Origin of the sequence: Streptomyces murinus (assembly GCF_002154555.1) — a bacterium.
GTDB lineage: Bacteria > Actinomycetota > Actinomycetes > Streptomycetales > Streptomycetaceae > Streptomyces > Streptomyces murinus.
This window is the reverse complement of the sequence record NZ_MUNF01000390.1, coordinates 1-18,546: the sequence shown is the minus strand read 5'-3', so window position 1 is coordinate 18,546 and position 18,546 is coordinate 1. Positions and strand designations below refer to the sequence as shown.

Sequence of the window (18,546 nt, the reverse complement as noted above, 5' to 3'; positions counted from 1 at the left end):
TGGGCCTTCAGATAGGCGCGGGCGCCCCGGTCCCCGGTGGCGGCCGCCGCGATCCCCGCCCAGTGGGCCGCCCCGAACAGCACCGGATGCCCGCGCGTGCCGTCGTAGGCCGCCGAGACCAGCGCGTTCTCGCCGTCGTACGCCCGAAGGACCCGCGCCACCGCCTCGGGTCCGATGCCCGGCTGGTCGACCAGGAAGACCAGGGCCGCCCGTGCGTCCGTCCGGGCGAGCGCGGCGAGTCCCGTGCGCAGCGAGGAGCTCATGCCCTCGGCCCAGCGCGGGTTGTCGATCAGGACGCAGTCGCCCAGGTCCGCCCGCTCGCGCACCTCCTCGGCCCGCGCGCCCAGCACGACATGGATCCGCCCGACGCCGGCCGCCCGCAGCACCCCCACCGCGTGCTCGACCAGGGGTCGCCCCCGGTGTTCCAGCAGTGCCTTGGGCCGCCCGCCGAGCCGTCTGCCGCCCCCGGCGGCCAGCACCAGACCGGCGACCTCCGTGGTGGGGTCCTCGATGTCCGTCATGGCTCCTGCATACCCGACGGCGGCCCGGCTTTCCGGAATCCCGGGCTGACTTCCAGGAATCCCCGGGCTGATTTTCGGCATGCCCCATGGCGCTCGCCGGGCCGGGTGGCGTTTACTGGCCCGCGCACGACGGCGTGGCTGCCTGGGGAGGGCTGCTTTGCGGAGCTTGGTGCAGGGGCCGGTGACCGGCGGTGAAGAGGACCCGAGGGTGACGGAGCTGCGCACGGCGGTGTCCCGCTTACGCCGCGAACTGGCCGCCCTGCGCACGGACTTCCCGGACCGTGCGACAGCGGAGGAGGAACTGGCCGCGCTCGCCGCCATGACCTGCGAGGGCGTCCCGGAGATACCCCGGCTGCGCGGCTCCCTGCTGGTCCTCGCGGGCGCCATCGGCTCGATGAGCGCCCTGTCGGGGGCGCTGCGGGCGGTCAGGGCGGCGGTGGACCTGTTCGGGGCCCCCGCGCGCCGGGGCCAGGAGTCACGGCCCCGCCCGGATCACTCCTCCGACGCGAACAGCCCCCGCTCCTGAGCCTCTTCGCGGACACGCCGGTACAGCGCGGTCAGCGTCTCGCTCACCGCCACCCGGGGCAGCTGGAGCCGGTCCAGCGCCTCGGCGTCGGCCGGCACATCGTGCCAGCCCTGACCGGTGAGCAGGCGCATCAGGGCCGGGTTGAGCCGGTCCACCCCGCGCACCAGACGCGCCTCGGCGGTGACCCCCCGCTCGTACTCGTGCCACAGGTCCAGGAACTCGTCGGCCAGCGGACCGGGCAGCGCGCCGAACCGCCGCAGCGCGACGGCCTCTTCCCGCCGCGCCTTCTCCGCCCGGTCGCCGGGACTCCAGGCCGAGGGGTCTCCGGTGTCGATCTCCACCAGGTCGTGCATCAGGCACATCTTCATCATCCGCGCCAGGTCCAGCGACCGGCCGCTCTCCCGCTCGAACTCGCCGTGCAGCAGCCAGCAGACCAGCGCCAGATGCCAGGAGTGCTCGGCGACGCTCTCCCTGCGGTCCGGGGTGGCGTTGTTGTGCCGCTCGACCTCGCGGAGCCGGGCGGTGTGGGCGATGGCGTCGAACAGCTCGCGCGGCCCGGGTTCTCCCATCGGTGACTCCCCTTCCCGGCGGCCGAACGGGCGGCGCCGGTGCTCGGCAGGGCCTACGCGCCGGAGCTCGCCAGCGACCGGGACAGCTCGATCGCGACCTGCTGGAGCACCGGCACGATCTTGTCCGTCGCGTCCTCGGTCACCCGGCCCGCCGGACCCGAGATGGAGATCGCCGCGGCCGTCGGGGAGTCCGGCACGCAGACGGCGAGGCAGCGCACCCCGATCTCCTGCTCGTTGTCGTCCACGGCGTACCCCTGGCGCCGTACCTCCGCCAGCGCCTCGAGGAACCCCTCCGGCGTGGTGATGGTCCGGTCCGTCGCCGCGGGCATCCCGGTACGGCCAAGCAGCGCCCGCACCTCGCCGTCCGGCACCGCCGAGAGCAGCGCCTTGCCGACGCCCGTGGAGTGCGGCAGCACCCGCCGGCCGACCTCGGTGAACATCCGCATCGAGTGCTTGGAGGGCACCTGTGCCACGTACACGATCTCGTCGCCGTCCAGCAGCGCCATGTTCGCGGTCTCGCCGGTCTCCTCCACGAGCCGTGCGAGATACGGCCGTGCCCAGGTGCTCAGCAGTCGGGACGCCGACTCGCCGAGCCGGATCAGCCGGGGGCCGAGCGCGTAGCGCCGGTTGGGCTGCTGGCGCACATAGCCGCAGGCGACCAGGGTGCGCATCAGCCGGTGGATGGTGGGCAGCGGCAGCCCGCTGGTCGCGGACAGTTCGCTGAGGCCCACTTCGCCGCCCGCGTCCGCCATCCGTTCCAGCAGGTCGAAGGCGCGCTCAAGGGACTGGACCCCGCCACCGCCGGAGGCCTTGGCGGATTCGGGGGTGCTGGCGCTCGACGTGGGCACGGCACGTTCCTTTCGGGACGAACGGAGGGCAGCAGCCTACCCGGCGGACGGTTGACTCCCCGCTTGTACGGAGCTACGTTCTGCTTGCTGGAATTCTAATTCCGCTTTGTGGAAACGTCCAGGGTGTCCTCCTTCCGTCCGCCGCCGAGTGGGCGCCCCTTGACGACGCCGAACCGGGAGTGAAGACTCCTTCAACAGAACGTTGAAATCCGTTTCGTGGCTGTATATCCCGTTCCTCGGGCGTGAAGTCCGGGCGTCCGACGGCGGTACAGAAAGGGGTCCGGGTGTCCGACGCTGAACTGGTGCTGCGCTCGACGCGCGTCATCACCCCGGAGGGGACACGGGCCGCCGCGGTCACCGTGGCCGCCGGGACGATCACGGCCGTACTGCCGTACGACACCGGGATCCCGGCCGGCGCGCGCCTGGTGGACGTCGGCGACGACGCGCTGCTGCCAGGTCTGGTCGACACCCATGTGCACGTCAACGACCCGGGCCGTACCGAGTGGGAGGGCTTCTGGACCGCCACCCGCGCCGCGGCCGCCGGCGGCATCACCACCCTCGTCGACATGCCGCTGAACTCCCTGCCGCCGACCACCACCGTGGAGCATCTGCGGATCAAGCGGGACGTGGCCCGGGACAAGGCGCACATCGACGTCGGCTTCTGGGGCGGCGCCCTGCCCGGCAACGTCAAGGACCTGCGCCCGCTGCACGACGCCGGCGTCTTCGGCTTCAAGGCGTTCCTGTCCCCGTCCGGCGTGGACGAGTTCCCGCACCTCGACCAGAAGCAACTCGCCCGCTCGCTCGCGGAGATCGCCGGCTTCGGCGGACTGCTGATCGTGCACGCCGAGGACCCGCACCACCTGGCCGCCGCCCCCCAGCACGGCGGCCCCCGCTACGCCGACTTCCTCGCCTCGCGTCCCCGCGACGCCGAGGACACCGCCATCGCCGCGCTGATCGCCCACGCCCGCCGCCTGGACGCCCGGGTGCACGTCCTGCATCTGTCCTCCAGTGACGCGCTGCCGCTGATCCGCGCCGCCCGCGCCGCCGGCGTCCGGATCACCGTGGAGACCTGCCCGCACTACCTCACCCTCACCGCCGAGGAAGTCCCCGACGGCGCCAGCGAGTTCAAGTGCTGCCCGCCGATCCGCGAGGCCGCCAACCAGGACCTGCTGTGGGCCGCGCTCGCCGACGGCACCATCGACTGCGTCGTCACCGACCACTCGCCCTCCACGGCCGACCTCAAGACCGCCGACTTCGCCACCGCCTGGGGCGGCATCTCCGGCCTCCAGCTCAGCCTCTCCGCCGTGTGGACCGAGGCCCGCAGGCGCGGCCACACCCTGGACGACGTCGTGCGCTGGATGTCCGCGCGCACCGCCGCCCTCGTCGGACTCGACGCCCGCAAGGGCGCCATCGCCCCCGGCCGCGACGCCGACTTCGCGGTCCTCGCGCCCGAGGAGACCTTCACCGTCGACCCGGCGGGACTCCAGCACCGCAACCGGGTCACCGCGTACGCGGGCCGCACCCTGCACGGCGTCGTCAGATCCACCTGGCTGCGCGGCGAACGCATCGTCGCCGACGGCGAGTTCACCCCGCCGAAGGGCACGCTGCTCGACCGCCCCTGAGCCACGCCCCGCCTCCGGGGCATCCCGAGGACCCATCCGGCCGACTCCCGAGAGGAACCACTGATCACCGTGACGGCGACACCAGGTTTTACCGGCGACGCGAACCCCTACGGAGGCGGTGACCCGTACGCCGACTACCGCACCGCCGACTTCCCCTTCACCCAGTACGCCAACCTCGCCGACCGCCGCCTCGGCGCCGGTGTCGTCGCCGCCAACGACGAGTTCTTCGCCCAGCGCGAGAACCTGCTGGTGCCCGAGCGCGCCGAGTTCGACCCCGAGCACTTCGGGCACAAGGGCAAGATCATGGACGGCTGGGAGACCCGCCGCCGGCGCGGCGCCGCCACCGAGGACCCCTGGCCCACCGCCGAGGACCACGACTGGGCGCTGGTCCGCCTCGGCGCCCCCGGGGTGATCCGCGGCATCGTCGTGGACACCGCCCACTTCCGCGGCAACTACCCGCAGGCCGTCTCCGTCGAGGCCGCCTCGGTCCCCGGCTCGCCCTCGCCCGAGCAGCTCCTCGGCGACGACGTGAAGTGGACGACCCTCGTTCCGCGCACCCCCGTCGGCGGCCACGCCGCCAACGGCTTCGCCGTCTCCCTGGAGCAGCGCTTCACCCATCTGCGCGTCAACCAGCACCCCGACGGCGGCATCGCCCGGCTGCGCGTGTACGGCGAAGTCGCCCCGGATCCCGCGTGGTTGGCGGCGCTCGGTACCTTCGACGTGGTCGCGCTGGAGAACGGCGGCAGCGTCGAGGACGCCTCCGACCGCTTCTACTCCCCGGCCACCAACACCATCCAGCCCGGCCGTTCCCGCAAGATGGACGACGGCTGGGAGACCCGGCGCCGCCGCGACCGGGGCCACGACTGGATCCGCTACCGGCTCGTCACCCAGTCCCGGATCGGCGCCGTCGAGATCGACACCGCGTATCTCAAGGGCAACAGCGCCGGCTGGGCATCGGTCTCGGTGCGCGACGGCGAGGACGGCGAGTGGCGCGAGATCCTGCCCCGCACCCGCCTCCAGCCCGACACCAACCACCGGTTCGTGCTGCCGGAAGCGGCCGTCGGCACCCATGCGCGCATCGACATCTACCCCGACGGCGGCATCTCCCGGCTGCGCCTGTACGGCGCCCCGACCGAGACCGGCGCGGCCGAACTGGCCGCGCGGCACCAGGAACTGGGCGGCTGACACGCCGTCACGCGGATCGAGGGGCGGGCTCCGCGGGGAGGCGGGCGCCCGCCCCTCGTGCTGTCCGCGGTGCGTGCCGCCCGTACAGCGAATCAGCAGGTGGCAGGGGGTGTACAGGGCCGAACGGCCCCTTCGCGGGGGGCCGGACGGCATCGCGCCCGCGGTGCAATACTGGCTCGTCTTCCGGCCGGACCTCCGGCGCCGTGGGGCACGGTCCACCGCCGTTCGTCTTCTTCCAGCGGTGAACCCGCCCACGGCGCCGGGGAGTTGCGCGGTGCCCGTGACCCGGCGCACCGCGCGGTCCACGCGAAGACGGCGCCGAGAGTGCGCGCCGACGACCGCCGGGTACGGGGCCGGGCACGGGCGGGCGGCGCGCGAGGAACCGCAGGGAGAGAGCCAGTCCGTGAACACCACCAGCAGCGACGGCCACGATGAGTACCACGCACTCCTCGCCCGGCGGGACGCGATGCGCCTGCGCCAGCAGCTCCTGTCCCCGTCCGCCCGCCCGGACCCGGGCGCGGGCCCCTGGGCGAGCGCCGCGCGAAAGGCCCACGGACAGCCGTACGACGGCGCCGCCGACCAGCAGGTCATCACCCGCCAACTGCCGCTGGTCACCCCCTTCGGCAAGCTCATCGGGCACCTCTACGACGCCATGTTCGAACGCCACCCCTATCTGCGCTCGCTCTTCCCCGACTCCATGGACTTCCAGCGGGTCCACCTGGAACGGGCCTTCTGGTATCTGATCGAACACCTCGACCAGCCGCGGGAGGTGGCCGACTTCTGCGCCCGGCTCGGCCGCGACCACCGCAAACTCGGCGTCCAGCCCGTGCACTTCGAGGTGTTCGAGCAGGCGCTCGCCGAGGCCCTGCGGCGCAGCGCGGGCGCACGCTGGAGCGAGGAGCTGGAGCAGGCGTGGCTGCGCATGGTGCGCTTCGCGGTCGGGGCCATGGTGGACGGCGCGGCCGGGGCGCTCGCCGAACCGCCGTACTGGAACGCCACGGTGACCGCCCACGAGCTGCGCGGCCCCGACCTCGCGGTGCTCCGGGTACGCCCCGCGGAACCGTTTCCCTACCAGGCCGGGCAGTACACCCGGATCCAGACCCCGCTGCTGCCGCTGACCTGGCGGCCGTACTCGATCGCCTGCGCGCCCCGCCCCGACGGCGAACTGGAGTTCCATGTCCGCCGTACCGCCCCCGGCGGTGTCAGTGACGCGCTGGTCACCCGGACCCGCGCCGGTGACCGGCTCCGCCTCGGCCCCGCCCAGGGCTCCATGGTCCTGGACGGCGACCCCGCGCGGGACGTCCTGATCGTGGCCGGCGGCACCGGCTGGGCCACCGCCCGCGCCCTGCTCGAAGAGCTGTCCCGGCGCCCCCTGCACCGCGGCACCCACCTGTTCGTGGGCGCGCGCACCCTGGACGAGCTGTACGACACCGCCGCCCTCGCCCGCCTGGAGAAGAACTGCTCCTGGCTGCGCGTCGTCCCGGTGATCGGCGAGGAGTCCGGCGCCGCCGAGAGCGGCTCGGTGGCCGACGCGGTGGCCCGGCGCGGCGACTGGTCCGGCCACACCGCCTACGTCAGCGGCCCGCCCATGATGGTCACCGCCACGGTGTACGGCCTGACCGCACTGTCCCTGCCGCCGGACCGCATCCACCACGACCCGGTCGACGGCACCCTGCCCCCGGCCGCGCGACCGTCCAGGGCCGGGGCACCGGTGGCGATCACCGGAGGGTGAGCCGCGCCACGCGCGTGCGGTGCCGGAACTCTTACCCCCTCCTGACGCGTTCTTTTGGGCGTGACCCTTCAGCAAGAGATCGTCGGCAACGCCATGCAGATGGCGGTCGTCAACCTGAACCCCGGCCAGACCGTGTACTGCGAGGCCGGGAAGTTCCTGTTCAAGACCACGAACGTGACCATGGAGACCCGGCTGTCCGGCCCCTCCGGGAGCGGCGGGCAGCAGGGCGGCGGCAGCGGTGGCATGGGCGGCATGCTGCGCCAGGCCATGGGCACCGCCATGCAGGTGGGCCAGCGGATGCTCGCCGGTGAGTCCCTGGCCTTCCAGTACTTCACCGCGCAGGGCGGCCAGGGCACGGTCGGCTTCGCGGGCGTGCTCCCCGGCGAGATGCGCGCGCTGGAACTCGACGGCCGGCGCGCCTGGTTCGCCGAGAAGGACGCCTTCGTGGCCGCCGAGTCCTCGGTGGAGTTCGGCATCGCCTTCGCCGGCGGCCGTACGGGCATGAGCGGCGGCGAGGGCTTCGTCCTGGAGAAGTTCACCGGTCACGGCACCGTGATCATCGCGGGCGCGGGCAACTTCATCGACCTGAACCCGGCCGACTTCGGCGGCCGCATCGAGGTGGACACCGGCTGCGTGGTCGCCTTCGAGGAGGGCATCCAGTACGGCGTCCAGCGCGTCGGCGGCCTCAACCGCCAGGGCATCATGAACGCCGTCTTCGGCGGCGAGGGCCTCTCCCTGGCCACCCTGGAGGGCAACGGCCGGGTCATCCTCCAGTCCCTGACCATCGAGAGCCTGGCCAACGCTTTGAAGAAGGCCCAGGGCGGCGACAAGCAGGGTCCGACGGGCGGCCTGTTCTCCACGCACGCGGGGTGAGCCCCGGGCTCCCTCGCGCGGAGCCCGCGCGGAGGGACGTCACAGAGCGCGTCGCCATGTCTGGCCGACGAGGTCGTGGCCGAAGCTGTGATGGGCCTGCGCCGCGACCAGCTCGAAGCCGTGCGCCTCGTAGATGCGGCGCGCCGTCTTCAGTACGTCGTTCGTCCACAGCGTGATCGCCCCGCACCCGGCCTCGCGCGCGTGGCGCAGGCATTCCTCCACCAGGCGGGTGCCGAGCCCGAGCCCGCGCGCCGCGGGGTCCACCAGCAGCAGGCGCAGCTTCGCGGTGCCCTCCTCGTCGCCGGGCGCGCAGAAGACGCAGCCGGCCCGTACCCCGTCGACCTCGGCGATCCAGGCCGCCCGCGGCCCCGCCCCCGGCGCACGGGTGTGGTCGGCGACGATCCGGGCGACCAGCGCCTCGAAGTCCGCGTCCCAGTCGAACTCCCGCTCGTAGAGCTCGCCGTGCGCCATCACCGCCCAGCCCAGGTCCCCGGGCCGGCCGAGCGGACGGACGACCACCTCGCGTTCCGCGGTCGCGTGTTCCGTCGCCATCAGGACCACCCACCTCTCACTGAAACGACTGTTTCAGTACACTAACCCGGGTGGCCCGATCCGAAGCAACCCCTTCTCCGCGACGGCAGGAACTGCTGGAAGCGGCGTACGCCCACGCGCTGCGCAGCGGCCTGGCCGATCTGTCCCTGCGCCCGCTCGCGGCGGAGATCAAGTCCTCCCCGCGGGTGCTGCTGTATCTGTTCGGCAGCAAGGACGGCCTGGTCCGGGCCCTGCTGGCGCGGGCCAGAGCCGATGAGCTGGCCGCCGTACGACGGCTCGCGGCCGAGCGCGATCCGGCGGCGGGGCTGGGGCCGGTCGCCCGCGAGCTGTGGCGGTGGCTGTCCGAGGACGCCCACCGCGGGCTGCTGACGCTCTGGGTCGAGAGCTACGCCCGCTCCCTCGTGGAGCCCCACGGCCCCTGGGCCGGATTCGCGAGCGACACGGTCGAGGACTGGCTCGACCTGCTCGCCGCCGGCCAGCGCCCCGAGGTGCGTGACACCGAAGCGGGCCTGGCCCGGCGCACCCTCGTGCTCGCCACCCTCAGGGGCGCCCTGCTGGACCTCCTCGCCACCGGCGACCTGGAACGGACGAGCGCGGCGGTGCACGCCCTGCTGGCGGAGGGGGAGTGACCCCGGCGCACAACCGGGCTCGCGCCAGGCGCGCGCCGGGCTCGCTCCAGGCCTGCGGTGACCACCCTGTGCCCGTCCTGTGGGTGTCCCGAGGAGGAAGGTGAACTGGTTGAAAAACACGGTTACTTGAGGGGGAATTCCACGGCCTTGTCGTTGACATGTCCTTGTCTACGCGCGTCATCATGGCGTCATGCGTATCCCCCCACGCGCCGCTCGTATCGGCGCAGCAGCCGCAGTCCTGTCCGCACTCCTCGCCGGCGGCACCGTCTCCGCCACCACGGCGAACGCGTCCGTCGTCTCCGCCACGTCCGTGGTCTCCGCGGCCTCCGTCGGCAGCATCTGCCACAGCACCCTGCCGCCGCAGGCCGACGACACCCTCGACCTCATCGCCAAGGGCGGCCCCTACCCCTATTCGCAGGACGGCACGGTCTTCTCCAACCGTGAGGGCGTCCTGCCCAGCCAGTCCTCCGGCTACTACCACGAGTACACCGTGGTGACCCCCGGCGCCCCCACCCGCGGCACCCGCCGCATCGTCACCGGTGAGCGCAGCCAGGAGGACTACTACACCTCCGACCACTACGAGACGTTCGACCTGATCGACTTCGACTGCTGAACCACGGCTGATCCGCATGTGATCCACACCGAGCCTCGCCCCGCGGCCCCCACCCCCACCCGACGGCCGCGGGGCGAGTCGTATCCGGCGCCCGGCACGTCCTTTTCGGCCATCTCCCGCTCCCCGTAAGGAATTTCCGCGAGCCCGGGCACCCGGCTCGCGCCCCGCGCGTTCTCCAGGCACCGGGATGCGCCCGGTCGGCCTCGGGGGAGTCCGGAAGGGGAGTCATGGACCGGCGAAAGACAGTGGATCTGGGGGAGTTCGGGGACGCGCTGCGGCGCGACCCGCATCCGGTGTACGCCATGCTGCGCGAGCGCGGCCCGGTGCACCGGATCCGGATACCCCATGCGGACGAGGACTACGAGACCTGGCTCGTCGTCGGGTACGAGGAGGCGCGCGCCGCCCTCGCCGACCCCCGGCTCGCCAAGGACGGCACGAAGATCGGCGTGACCTTCCTCGACCATGAGCTGATCGGCAGGGATCTGCTGGCCACCGACCCGCCCCAGCACACCCGGCTGCGCGCCCTCGTCACCCGGGCCTTCACCATGCGCCGGGTCGAACAACTGCGGCCGCGCATCCAGCGGATCACGGACGAACTGCTGGACGAGATGCTGTCGGCGGGCAGCACCGGCCGCGCCGACCTCATCGCCGCCCTCGCCTACCCGCTGCCCCTCACCGTCATCTGCGAACTGCTCGGCGTCCCCGAGATGGACCGCACCGAGTTCCGCAAGATCTCCACCCAGGTGGTCGCCCCGACCGACCCGGGGTCCGAGCGCGAGGCGATGGCCCGGCTCGGCGCGTACCTCACCGAACTGATCGAGGACAAGCGCCGCTCCGGGGTCACCGGCGACCTCCTCGGCGACCTGGTCCGCACCACCGCCGAGGACGGTGACCGGCTCTCGCCCGAGGAACTGCGCGGCATGGCCTTCCTGTTGCTCATCGCCGGCCATGAGACCACGGTCAACCTGATCGGCAACGGCGTCCTCGCCCTGCTCACCCACCCCGACCAACTCGCCGCCCTGCGCGCCGACATGAGCCTGATCGACGGCGCGGTCGAGGAGACGCTGCGCTGGGAGGGCCCGGTGGAGAACGCCACGTTCCGGTACGCGGCCGAGCCGCTGGACATCGGCGGCGTCCGCGTCGAGCAGGGCGAACACGTGATGATCGGCCTCACCGCCGCCCAGCGCGACGGCGCCCGCTTCCCCGCCCCCGACCGCTTCGACATCCGCCGCGACACCCGCGGCCACCTCGCCTTCGGGCACGGCCTCCACTACTGCCTGGGAGCGCCCCTGGCCCGCCTGGAGGGCCGTATCGCCCTCGCCACCCTGCTGGACCGCGCCCCCGGTCTCGCCCTGGACGGCCCGCACGACGAGTGGCTGCCGGGCATGCTGATGCGCGGGCTGCGGACCCTGCCGGTGCGCTGGTAGAGCCGCCGGGGTGCGCCGGTGGAGCCGCCGGGGCTCAGCCGGCCCCGGACTCCGGCGCCGTCGGAATCTCCGTCATCGCCACCGCCCGCCGCTCCCGCCGCGAGACCTCGCACGCCTCGGCGATCCGCAGCGCCTGGAGGGCCTCCCGCCCGTCGCAGGGGTTGGCGCGAGTACCGTGCAGCACCTCCACGAAGGCGCACAGCTCGGCCTCGTACGCGGGCGCGAAGCGTTCCAGGAAGCCGGTCCAGGGCTTGTCCGCGGGCGGTGGTCCGGTCGGTTCGGTGGAGGCGAGCGGGGTGCGGTCGTCCAGTCCGACCACCACCGTGTCCCGCTCCCCGGCCAGCTCCATCCGGACGTCGTAGCCCGCGCCGTTGGTGCGGGTCGCGGTCATGGTGGCCAGGGTGCCGTCGTCCAGGGTGAGCAGCGCCGCGCCCGTACAGGCATCGTCGGCCTCGCGGAACATCGCGGGGCCCGCGTCCGAACCGGTCGCGTAGACGTCATCGACCTCCCGGCCCGTCACCCAGCGCAGGATGTCGAAGTCATGGATGAGCGTGTCCCGGAACAGCCCGCCGGACGGCCGCAGCCACTCGGCGGGGGGCGGGGACTGGTCGCAGGTCAGGGCCCGTACGGTGTGCAGCCGGCCGAGCCGCCCGGCGCGCACCGCCGCGCGCGCCCCGGCGTACCCGGCGTCGAAGCGGCGCTGGAAGCCCATCTGGAGCACCGTGCCGGCCGCCGCGACCTCGGCGAGCGCCTGGAGCGTGCCCGGCAGGTCCAGGGCGATCGGCTTCTCGCAGAAGACCGGCAGACCCGAGCGTGCCGCCCGGCCGATCAGCTCGGCGTGGGCCGCGGTCGCCGTGGTGATCACCACCGCGTCCACGCCCCAGCGGAAGATCTCGTCCACCCCCGGCGCCGCCGTCTCGCCCAGCCGGTGCGCGAGCCGCTGCGCCCGCGCCGGATCGGCGTCCGTCAGGATCAGCGAGCCGACCTCGCGATGACGGCTGAGCGTGTTCGCGTGAAGGGTGCCGATGCGGCCCGTACCGATGACCCCGATGCGCATGGAAACAAAGTGACGGCGCGCCCCGGCCCCTGTCAATTCGTATGTCAGGACAACCGGACTTCACGACTTCCCGTCAACTGCGCACCCGGCTACGCTCGGGCCCGTGCCGAAACCAGCTGTGGACCCGACCGTCGCGCTCGAACTCCGCGTGGACCGGGGTTCGCCGGTGCCGCTGTACTTCCAGCTGTCCCAGCAGCTGGAGGCCGCGATCGAGCACGGAAGCCTGACCCCCGGGAGCCTGCTGGGCAACGAGATCGAACTGGCCGCGCGGCTCGGCCTGTCCCGCCCCACCGTCCGCCAGGCCATCCAGTCCCTGGTCGACAAGGGGCTGCTGGTGCGCCGCCGGGGCGTCGGCACCCAGGTCGTGCACAGCAGGGTCAGGCGCCCGCTGGAACTGAGCAGCCTCTACGACGACCTGGCGGCGGCGGGCCAGCGCCCCACGACGAAGGTCCTGGTCAACACGGTCGTCCCGGCCACCGCCGAGCTCGCGGCGGCGCTCGGTGTCACCGAGGGCACCGACGTCCACCGCGTCGAACGGCTCCGGCTCGCGCACGGCGAGCCCATCGCCTACCTGATCAACCATCTGCCCCCAGGGCTGCTCGACCTGGACACCGCCCAGCTGGAGGCGACCGGCCTGTACCGGCTGCTGCGCGCCGCCGGGATCACCCTGCACAGCGCCCGCCAGTCGATCGGCGCCCGCGGCGCCACCGCCATGGAGGCCGAGCGGCTCGGCGAGGCCGACGGCGCCCCGCTGCTCACCATGTGCCGCACCACCTACGACGACACAGGGCGCACGGTCGAGTACGGCGACCACACCTACCGCCCGAGCCGCTACGCCTTCGAGTTCCAGCTGCTCGTACGGCCCTGATCGCACCGGTCGTCCGTCGTATCGCCGGGTCGGCGTTCGTCGCATTGTCCGGACAAGGTGACCGGAATCTCCTCCCCGGCCGTCCGCCCGCCCACCCCGGTGACCGATACTGAAGTGTTTGGGGCTGGTGAGGTCGCCGCCGGGACACACCGACGGTGAGGTCGCCGCCCCATCCGCACGTCGGAGCAAGGACAGCTGAGAGTCAGCTGGAGACAGCGAGAAGGGCACGGCCTCGTGGCACGGTTTCGGACCTGGGCAGTCATGGCGCTCGCAGGGGCACTCTCGGTGTGCCTCGCGGGTTGCAGCAGCACCGGCGGGAAGCGGGCCGAGGACGCCCGCAAGGCCGCCGTCGCCCAGGGCAGGGCGGCGGTGAACACCCCCCGCTGGACCTTCGCGATGATCACGCACTCGGGAGACGGCGACACCTTCTGGGACATCGTGCAGAGCGGCGCCAAGCAGGCCGCCGTCAAGGACAACATCAACTTCCTGTACTCGCACGACGACGATGCCCAGCAGCAGGCCCAGCTGGTGGACGCGGCGGTCGACAAGAAGGTCGACGGCATCATCGTCACCCTGGCGAAGCCGGACGCCATGAAGGCCGCCGTCCAGCGCGCCGAGAAGGCCGGCATCCCGGTGATCACGGTCAACTCCGGCTCGGAGGAGTCCAAGGCGTTCGGCGCGCTCACCCACATCGGCCAGGACGAGACCATCGCCGGCGAGGCGGTCGGCGACGAGCTGAACGAGCGGGGCAAGAAGAAGGCCCTGTGCGTGCTGCACGAGCAGGGCAACGTGGGCCACGAGCAGCGCTGCGACGGCGTCGCCAAGACCTTCAAGGGCAAGCTCCAGAAGCTCTACGTCAACGGCACGAACATGCCCGACGTGCAGTCCGCCATCGAGGCCAAGCTCCAGGCCGACAAGTCCCTGGACAGCGTCGTCACCCTCGGCGCGCCCTACGCCGACACCGCCGTGAAGGCGAGGAACGACGCGGGCAGCAAGGCCGAGGTGGACACCTTCGACCTCAACGCGCAGGTCGCGGCCTCGCTCCAGAAGGGCACCCTGGGCTTCGCGGTGGACCAGCAGCCGTACCTCCAGGGGTACGAGGCGGTCGACCTGCTGTGGGCCTACAAGTACAACGGCGACGTCCTCGGCGGTGGCAAGCCGGTGCTGACCGGCCCGCAGATCATCACCAAGGACCAGGCGGCCACGCTGGCCGCGTACACCGAGCGGGGCACCCGATGACCGCAGGACAGAGCGCCGGGCCGAACGCGGTCGAACAGAAGACCGAGACACCGGTGGCCGATGAGCGGATCCTGCGGACCTCCCCGCTGAAGAAGCTCCTCGCCCGCCCCGAGCTGGGCTCGGTCGTCGGCGCCCTCGCCGTCTTCGTCTTCTTCGCCCTGATCGCCGACGGCTTCCTGCGCGCCGCCAGCCTCAGCACCGTCCTGTACGCCTCCTCGACCATCGGGATCATGGCCGTACCGGTCGCGCTGCTGATGATCGGCGGCGAGTTCGATCTGTCGGCCGGTGTCCTCGTGACGTCCTCGGCGCTGATCTCCTCCATGTTCAGCTACCAGATGACGGCGAACACCTGGGTCGGCGTCGGCGTGTCCCTGCTGGTCAGCCTCGCCATCGGCGCCTTCAACGGCTTCATGCTCACCCGCACGAAGCTGCCCAGCTTCATCATCACGCTGGGCACCTTCCTGATGCTGTGCGGCATGAACCTCGGCTTCACCAAGCTGATCGACGGCACGGTCTCCACCAAGACCATCGCCGACATGCAGGGCTTCTCCAGCGCCCGCGCCGTCTTCGCCTCCACGGTCACCATCGGTGGCGTCGACTTCAAGATCACCATCCTGTGGTGGCTCGCCCTGGTCGCCCTCGGCTCCTGGATCCTGCTGCGCACCCGCGTCGGCAACTGGATCTTCGCGGTCGGCGGCAACGAGGACGCGGCCCGCGCGGTCGGCGTGCCGGTGGCCAAGACGAAGATCGGCCTCTACATGGGCGTCGCGTTCGGCGCCTGGATCTCCGGCCAGCACCTGCTCTTCTCCTTCGACGCCGTCCAGTCCGGCGAGGGCGTCGGCAATGAGCTGATCTACATCATCGCGGCCGTCATCGGCGGCTGCCTGATCACCGGCGGCTACGGCAGCGCGGTCGGCTCCGCGGTGGGCGCCCTGATCTTCGGCATGACCAGCAAGGGCATCGTCTTCGCCGAGTGGAACCCCGACTGGTTCAAGTTCTTCCTCGGAGCGATGCTGCTCCTCGCGACCCTGCTCAACGCCTGGGTCCGCAAGCGCGCGGAGGCGACGACATGACGGACGACATGACGGACGACGTGACGGCCGGGACGACGGACGAGACCACCCCGGCAACGACGGCGACGGCGGCCACGGCGGCTGCGACGACGGCCGCGCCCGCCCTGGTCGAGCTGTCCGGCGTCGGCAAGCACTACGGCAATGTGCGCGCCCTGGACGGCGTGTCCCTCCAGGTGCACGCCGGCGAGATCACCTGCGTCCTCGGCGACAACGGCGCGGGCAAGTCCACCCTGATCAAGATGATCGCCGGACTGCACCAGCACGACGGCGGCACCCTGAGCATCGAGGGCGAGGAGACCCGCCTCGCCTCCCCGCGCGACGCCCTGGACCGGGGCATCGCCACGGTCTACCAGGACCTGGCCGTGGTGCCCCTGATGCCGGTCTGGCGCAACTTCTTCCTCGGCTCCGAGCCCCGCAAGGGCACCGGCCCCTTCAAGCGCCTCGACACCGCCCTCATGCGCCGCACCACCCGCGAGGCGCTGCTGCGCATGGGCATCGACCTGCGCGACGTCGACCAGCCCATCGGCACCCTGTCCGGCGGCGAACGCCAGTGCGTGGCCATCGCCCGCGCCGTCCACTTCGGCGCCAAGGTCCTCGTCCTGGACGAGCCGACCGCGGCCCTCGGCGTCAAGCAGTCCGGTGTGGTCCTCAAGTACGTCGCCGCCGCCCGGGACGAGGGCCTGGGCGTCGTCCTGATCACCCACAACCCGCACCACGCGTACCTGGTGGGCGACCGGTTCGTGCTGCTGCGCCGCGGCACGATGGTGGGCAATCACACACGGGACGAGATCACCCTGGACGAGCTGACCGCGCAGATGGCCGGCGGCTCCGACCTGGACGTCCTGCGCCACGAACTCCAGCGCGACTGAGGGTCCCGAGGGGCGCCGCGGTCAACCGGGACACCACCGGGATCGCCCGCCCCTCGCCCTCGCTGTACGGCACCCTTACCGTCGTTGAGGCACAATCGACCAACGATGAGCACCTATCGCGACCTCACGGCCCCCATCGGCTCCCGCCGCGCCCCCGTCCTGCGGACGGTCGGCACCCGGGAGCGCCGGTCCCACCTGACGGCCCCCCGTGTCCCCACCGTCGGCATCGACATCGGTGGCACCAAGGTGATGGCGGGCGTCGTGGACGCCGACGGCAACATCCTGGAGAAGCTCCGCACGGAGACCCCGGACAAGTCGAAGAGCCCCAAGGTCGTCGAGGACACCATCGTCGAGCTGGTCCTGGACCTCTCCGACCGGCATGACGTGCACGCGGTCGGCATCGGCGCCGCCGGCTGGGTCGACGCGGACCGCAACCGCGTCCTGTTCGCCCCCCACCTGTCCTGGCGCAACGAACCGCTGCGCGACCGGCTCAGCGGCCGCCTCTCCGTGCCGGTGCTGGTGGACAACGACGCCAACACCGCCGCCTGGGCCGAGTGGCGCTTCGGCGCCGGGCGCGGCGAGGACCACCTGGTGATGATCACACTGGGTACCGGTATCGGTGGCGCGATCCTGGAGGACGGCCAGGTCAAGCGGGGCAAGTTCGGTGTCGCGGGCGAGTTCGGCCATATGCAGGTCGTGCCCGGCGGCCACCGCTGCCCGTGCGGCAACCGCGGCTGCTGGGAGCAGTACAGCTCCGGGAACGCCCTGGTCCGCGAGGCGCGCGAGCTGGCCCAGGCCGACTCGCCGGTCGCCTACGGCATCATCGAGCACGTCAAGGGCAACATCGGCGACATCACCGGGCCGATGATCACCGAGCTGGCCCGCGAGGGCGACGCGATGTGCGTGGAGCTGCTCCAGGACATCGGCCAGTGGCTCGGCGTCGGCATCGCCAACCTGGCCGCCGCCCTGGACCCCTCCTGCTTCGTCATCGGCGGCGGCGTCTCGGCCGCCGACGATCTGCTCATCGGCCCCGCCAGGGACGCCTTCAAGCGCCATCTCACCGGCCGCGGCTACCGCCCCGAGGCCCGTATCACCCGCGCCCAGCTCGGCCCCGAGGCCGGCATGGTGGGCGCGGCCGACCTGGCCCGCCTGGTCGCCCGCCGGTTCCGGCGCGCCAAGCGCCGCCGGGTCGAGCGGTACGAGCGCTACGAGCGATACGCCCAGGCCCGCCGCGAACGGGACACCGCATGACCGCCTCCACCTCCCTGCCCCGCCAGGCCGCCCCGCCGCAACCGGCGCGGCGGCCTCCCGAGGACCCCCGCCACAAGGCCAGGCGCCGTGCGCTCACCCTGCTGATCATCGTGCTGCTCATCGGTGTGCCGGCCGGTTATCTGGTGATCTCGGCGAACCAGAGCCGCAACAGCGGCAAGGACAAGGAGGACAAGTACTCCGCGACCGGCCTCACCGCGGGCTGGCCGTCGAAGGTGCAGCGCCGCCTCTACCAGGTGAACGTTCCGCGTCCCGCCGACCGCATCGCGTCGTACGAGACCAACAACTGGAAGACCAGCCGCCTGTACGTGCAGTTCCGCACCAACCCGGCCGGCCTGGACACCTTCCTCCAGTCCATGGGCGAGCGCCGCGACGAGCTGAAGAAGGGCGACATCGCCGTCAGCGCCCGCGACCGCAAGGTCAGCGGCTGGACCTTCGGCGGCTCCGGCTCCTGGTACGGCCTCACCCACACCCAGAAGAACCCGGCACCCACCCAGGACGTGGTCGTGAACATGTCCGACCCGAACTTCCCGATGGTGTACGTGGTGTCGCGGACGGTGCCGTAGCCCCTGCTCCGGGGCCGGTTGTCAGACCCCGCCCGTAGAGTCGGAGACGTCTGATCCGATGTGCGGGCGGGAGGTGGCAGAACGTATGAGCGGTGTGATGATGGCGGCGGAGCGGACGGCGGGTTCCCGGACGGTGTCCGGTGAGGCCCCGGTGCCCGTGCGACTGGCCGCGGTCTACCTGCCCGCGCCGCTGCCGCGCGAGGGCCGTATCGCCTTCTGGGACCCCGCGGGCGAGCCCCTGCCCGCCGCGTCCGGCGACCCCGAGGAGCTGACCGTCGTACGACGGNNGCCTGCCGCTCGCCGAGGCCCTGCCCCTGCTGGTCCGTGCCCGCCGGGACCCTGCCGCGCATCCGGCCACCGCCTGCTGGGGCGCCGCCGCGCTGCACGCGCTGCGACTCGTCGCCCGGGGGCGGCTGCTGCCCGGTCTCACCCCGAGCGGCCAGGACGCCTGGCGGGCCGGTCCGCTGGAGCCCGACGACATCGCCCATCTGCGCGCGATCGCCGCCGC

General features: G+C 72.4%; 19 protein-coding genes and 1 pseudogene. 15 read left to right on the top strand and 5 right to left on the bottom strand.

Annotated features, from left to right (window positions below; genetic code table 11):
• On the bottom strand, positions 1-521 hold a 521-nt coding region (locus tag CCN72_RS23380), incomplete at its 3' end, for a nucleotidyltransferase family protein (protein WP_086809299.1).
• A 181-nt stretch (positions 522-702) separates the two neighbouring features.
• On the opposite strand from CCN72_RS23380, the gene CCN72_RS23375 reads away from it, so the two are divergent.
• A complete protein-coding gene (locus tag CCN72_RS23375) occupies positions 703-1,047 on the top strand; it encodes a DUF5955 family protein (RefSeq protein WP_086809308.1) in 345 nt (114 codons plus the stop codon).
• On the opposite strand, the gene CCN72_RS23370 is transcribed toward CCN72_RS23375, so the two are convergent.
• Both CCN72_RS23370 and CCN72_RS23365 read right to left on the bottom strand, forming a co-directional pair.
• The gene (locus tag CCN72_RS23370; protein WP_086809296.1) at positions 1,014-1,616 is read right to left on the bottom strand and encodes an HD domain-containing protein; all 603 of its coding nucleotides are present in this window, start codon (positions 1,614-1,616) and stop codon (positions 1,014-1,016) included. The two genes, CCN72_RS23375 and CCN72_RS23370, sit on opposite strands and share 34 nt — an antisense overlap.
• 53 nt (positions 1,617-1,669) lie before the next feature.
• Positions 1,670-2,464, bottom strand: a complete 795-nt coding sequence (locus tag CCN72_RS23365; RefSeq protein WP_086809294.1) for an IclR family transcriptional regulator — start codon at positions 2,462-2,464, stop codon at positions 1,670-1,672.
• Between the two features lie 284 nt (positions 2,465-2,748).
• Between CCN72_RS23365 and allB the strand changes: the two genes are divergently transcribed.
• The 4 genes from allB (at position 2,749) to CCN72_RS23345 (ending at position 7,876) form a co-directional block, all read left to right on the top strand.
• Entirely contained in the window at positions 2,749-4,086 is a 1,338-nt protein-coding gene (gene allB, locus CCN72_RS23360; RefSeq protein ID WP_086809292.1) for an allantoinase AllB, read from the top strand.
• A gap of 69 nt (positions 4,087-4,155) precedes the next feature.
• Positions 4,156-5,271 carry an allantoicase gene (gene alc, locus CCN72_RS23355; RefSeq protein WP_086809290.1) on the top strand — a complete coding sequence of 372 codons (1,116 nt, stop codon included), beginning with the start codon at positions 4,156-4,158 and terminating at the stop codon, positions 5,269-5,271.
• A gap of 403 nt (positions 5,272-5,674) precedes the next feature.
• Entirely contained in the window at positions 5,675-7,003 is a 1,329-nt protein-coding gene (locus CCN72_RS23350; protein WP_244174409.1) for a globin domain-containing protein, read from the top strand.
• Between the two features lie 60 nt (positions 7,004-7,063).
• On the top strand, positions 7,064-7,876 hold the full coding sequence (locus tag CCN72_RS23345; protein ID WP_078967553.1) for an AIM24 family protein: 813 nt from the start codon (positions 7,064-7,066) through the stop codon (positions 7,874-7,876).
• Positions 7,877-7,915: 39 nt separating this feature from the next.
• Here the strand turns inward: CCN72_RS23345 and CCN72_RS23340 are convergent, their stop codons facing one another.
• Positions 7,916-8,428, bottom strand: a complete 513-nt coding sequence (locus CCN72_RS23340; RefSeq protein WP_086809303.1) for a GNAT family N-acetyltransferase — start codon at positions 8,426-8,428, stop codon at positions 7,916-7,918.
• A gap of 50 nt (positions 8,429-8,478) precedes the next feature.
• Here CCN72_RS23340 and CCN72_RS23335 point away from each other — a divergent pair, with 50 nt between their 5' ends.
• The 3 genes from CCN72_RS23335 (at position 8,479) to CCN72_RS23325 (ending at position 11,097) form a co-directional block, all read left to right on the top strand.
• Entirely contained in the window at positions 8,479-9,057 is a 579-nt protein-coding gene (locus CCN72_RS23335; protein ID WP_086809288.1) for a TetR/AcrR family transcriptional regulator, read from the top strand.
• Positions 9,058-9,247: 190 nt separating this feature from the next.
• Positions 9,248-9,670 carry a ribonuclease domain-containing protein gene (locus tag CCN72_RS23330; protein WP_085567310.1) on the top strand — a complete coding sequence of 141 codons (423 nt, stop codon included), beginning with the start codon at positions 9,248-9,250 and terminating at the stop codon, positions 9,668-9,670.
• A gap of 227 nt (positions 9,671-9,897) precedes the next feature.
• The gene (locus CCN72_RS23325) at positions 9,898-11,097 is read left to right on the top strand and encodes a cytochrome P450 family protein (protein WP_086809286.1); all 1,200 of its coding nucleotides are present in this window, start codon (positions 9,898-9,900) and stop codon (positions 11,095-11,097) included.
• 34 nt (positions 11,098-11,131) lie between these two features.
• Here CCN72_RS23325 and CCN72_RS23320 read toward each other — a convergent pair whose 3' ends face one another.
• Positions 11,132-12,154: a Gfo/Idh/MocA family protein gene (locus tag CCN72_RS23320; RefSeq protein ID WP_086809283.1), complete on the bottom strand. Its 1,023-nt coding sequence runs from the start codon at positions 12,152-12,154 to the stop codon at positions 11,132-11,134.
• 118 nt (positions 12,155-12,272) lie between these two features.
• Here CCN72_RS23320 and CCN72_RS23315 point away from each other — a divergent pair, with 118 nt between their 5' ends.
• The 7 genes and pseudogenes from CCN72_RS23315 to CCN72_RS40740 form a co-directional block, all read left to right on the top strand.
• On the top strand, positions 12,273-13,022 hold the full coding sequence (locus CCN72_RS23315; RefSeq protein WP_086809281.1) for a GntR family transcriptional regulator: 750 nt from the start codon (positions 12,273-12,275) through the stop codon (positions 13,020-13,022).
• 234 nt (positions 13,023-13,256) lie between these two features.
• Entirely contained in the window at positions 13,257-14,261 is a 1,005-nt protein-coding gene (locus CCN72_RS23310; RefSeq protein ID WP_086809279.1) for a sugar ABC transporter substrate-binding protein, read from the top strand.
• Positions 14,258-15,334: an ABC transporter permease gene (locus tag CCN72_RS23305; RefSeq protein ID WP_086809276.1), complete on the top strand. Its 1,077-nt coding sequence runs from the start codon at positions 14,258-14,260 to the stop codon at positions 15,332-15,334. Before CCN72_RS23310 ends, CCN72_RS23305 begins: the two co-directional genes overlap by 4 nt.
• Positions 15,331-16,203: an ATP-binding cassette domain-containing protein gene (locus CCN72_RS23300; RefSeq protein WP_244174407.1), complete on the top strand. Its 873-nt coding sequence runs from the start codon at positions 15,331-15,333 to the stop codon at positions 16,201-16,203. Before CCN72_RS23305 ends, CCN72_RS23300 begins: the two co-directional genes overlap by 4 nt.
• A gap of 105 nt (positions 16,204-16,308) precedes the next feature.
• Positions 16,309-17,454 (top strand): ROK family glucokinase, encoded by a 1,146-nt coding sequence (locus CCN72_RS23295; RefSeq protein ID WP_085567314.1) that lies wholly within the window; start codon positions 16,309-16,311, stop codon positions 17,452-17,454.
• On the top strand, positions 17,451-18,038 hold the full coding sequence (locus CCN72_RS23290) for a sugar kinase (RefSeq protein ID WP_086809274.1): 588 nt from the start codon (positions 17,451-17,453) through the stop codon (positions 18,036-18,038). The genes CCN72_RS23295 and CCN72_RS23290 overlap by 4 nt, the downstream gene beginning before the upstream one ends.
• Before the next feature lie 18 nt (positions 18,039-18,056).
• Positions 18,057-18,546, top strand: a pseudogene (locus CCN72_RS40740) (ATP-dependent helicase); the annotation flags it as partial.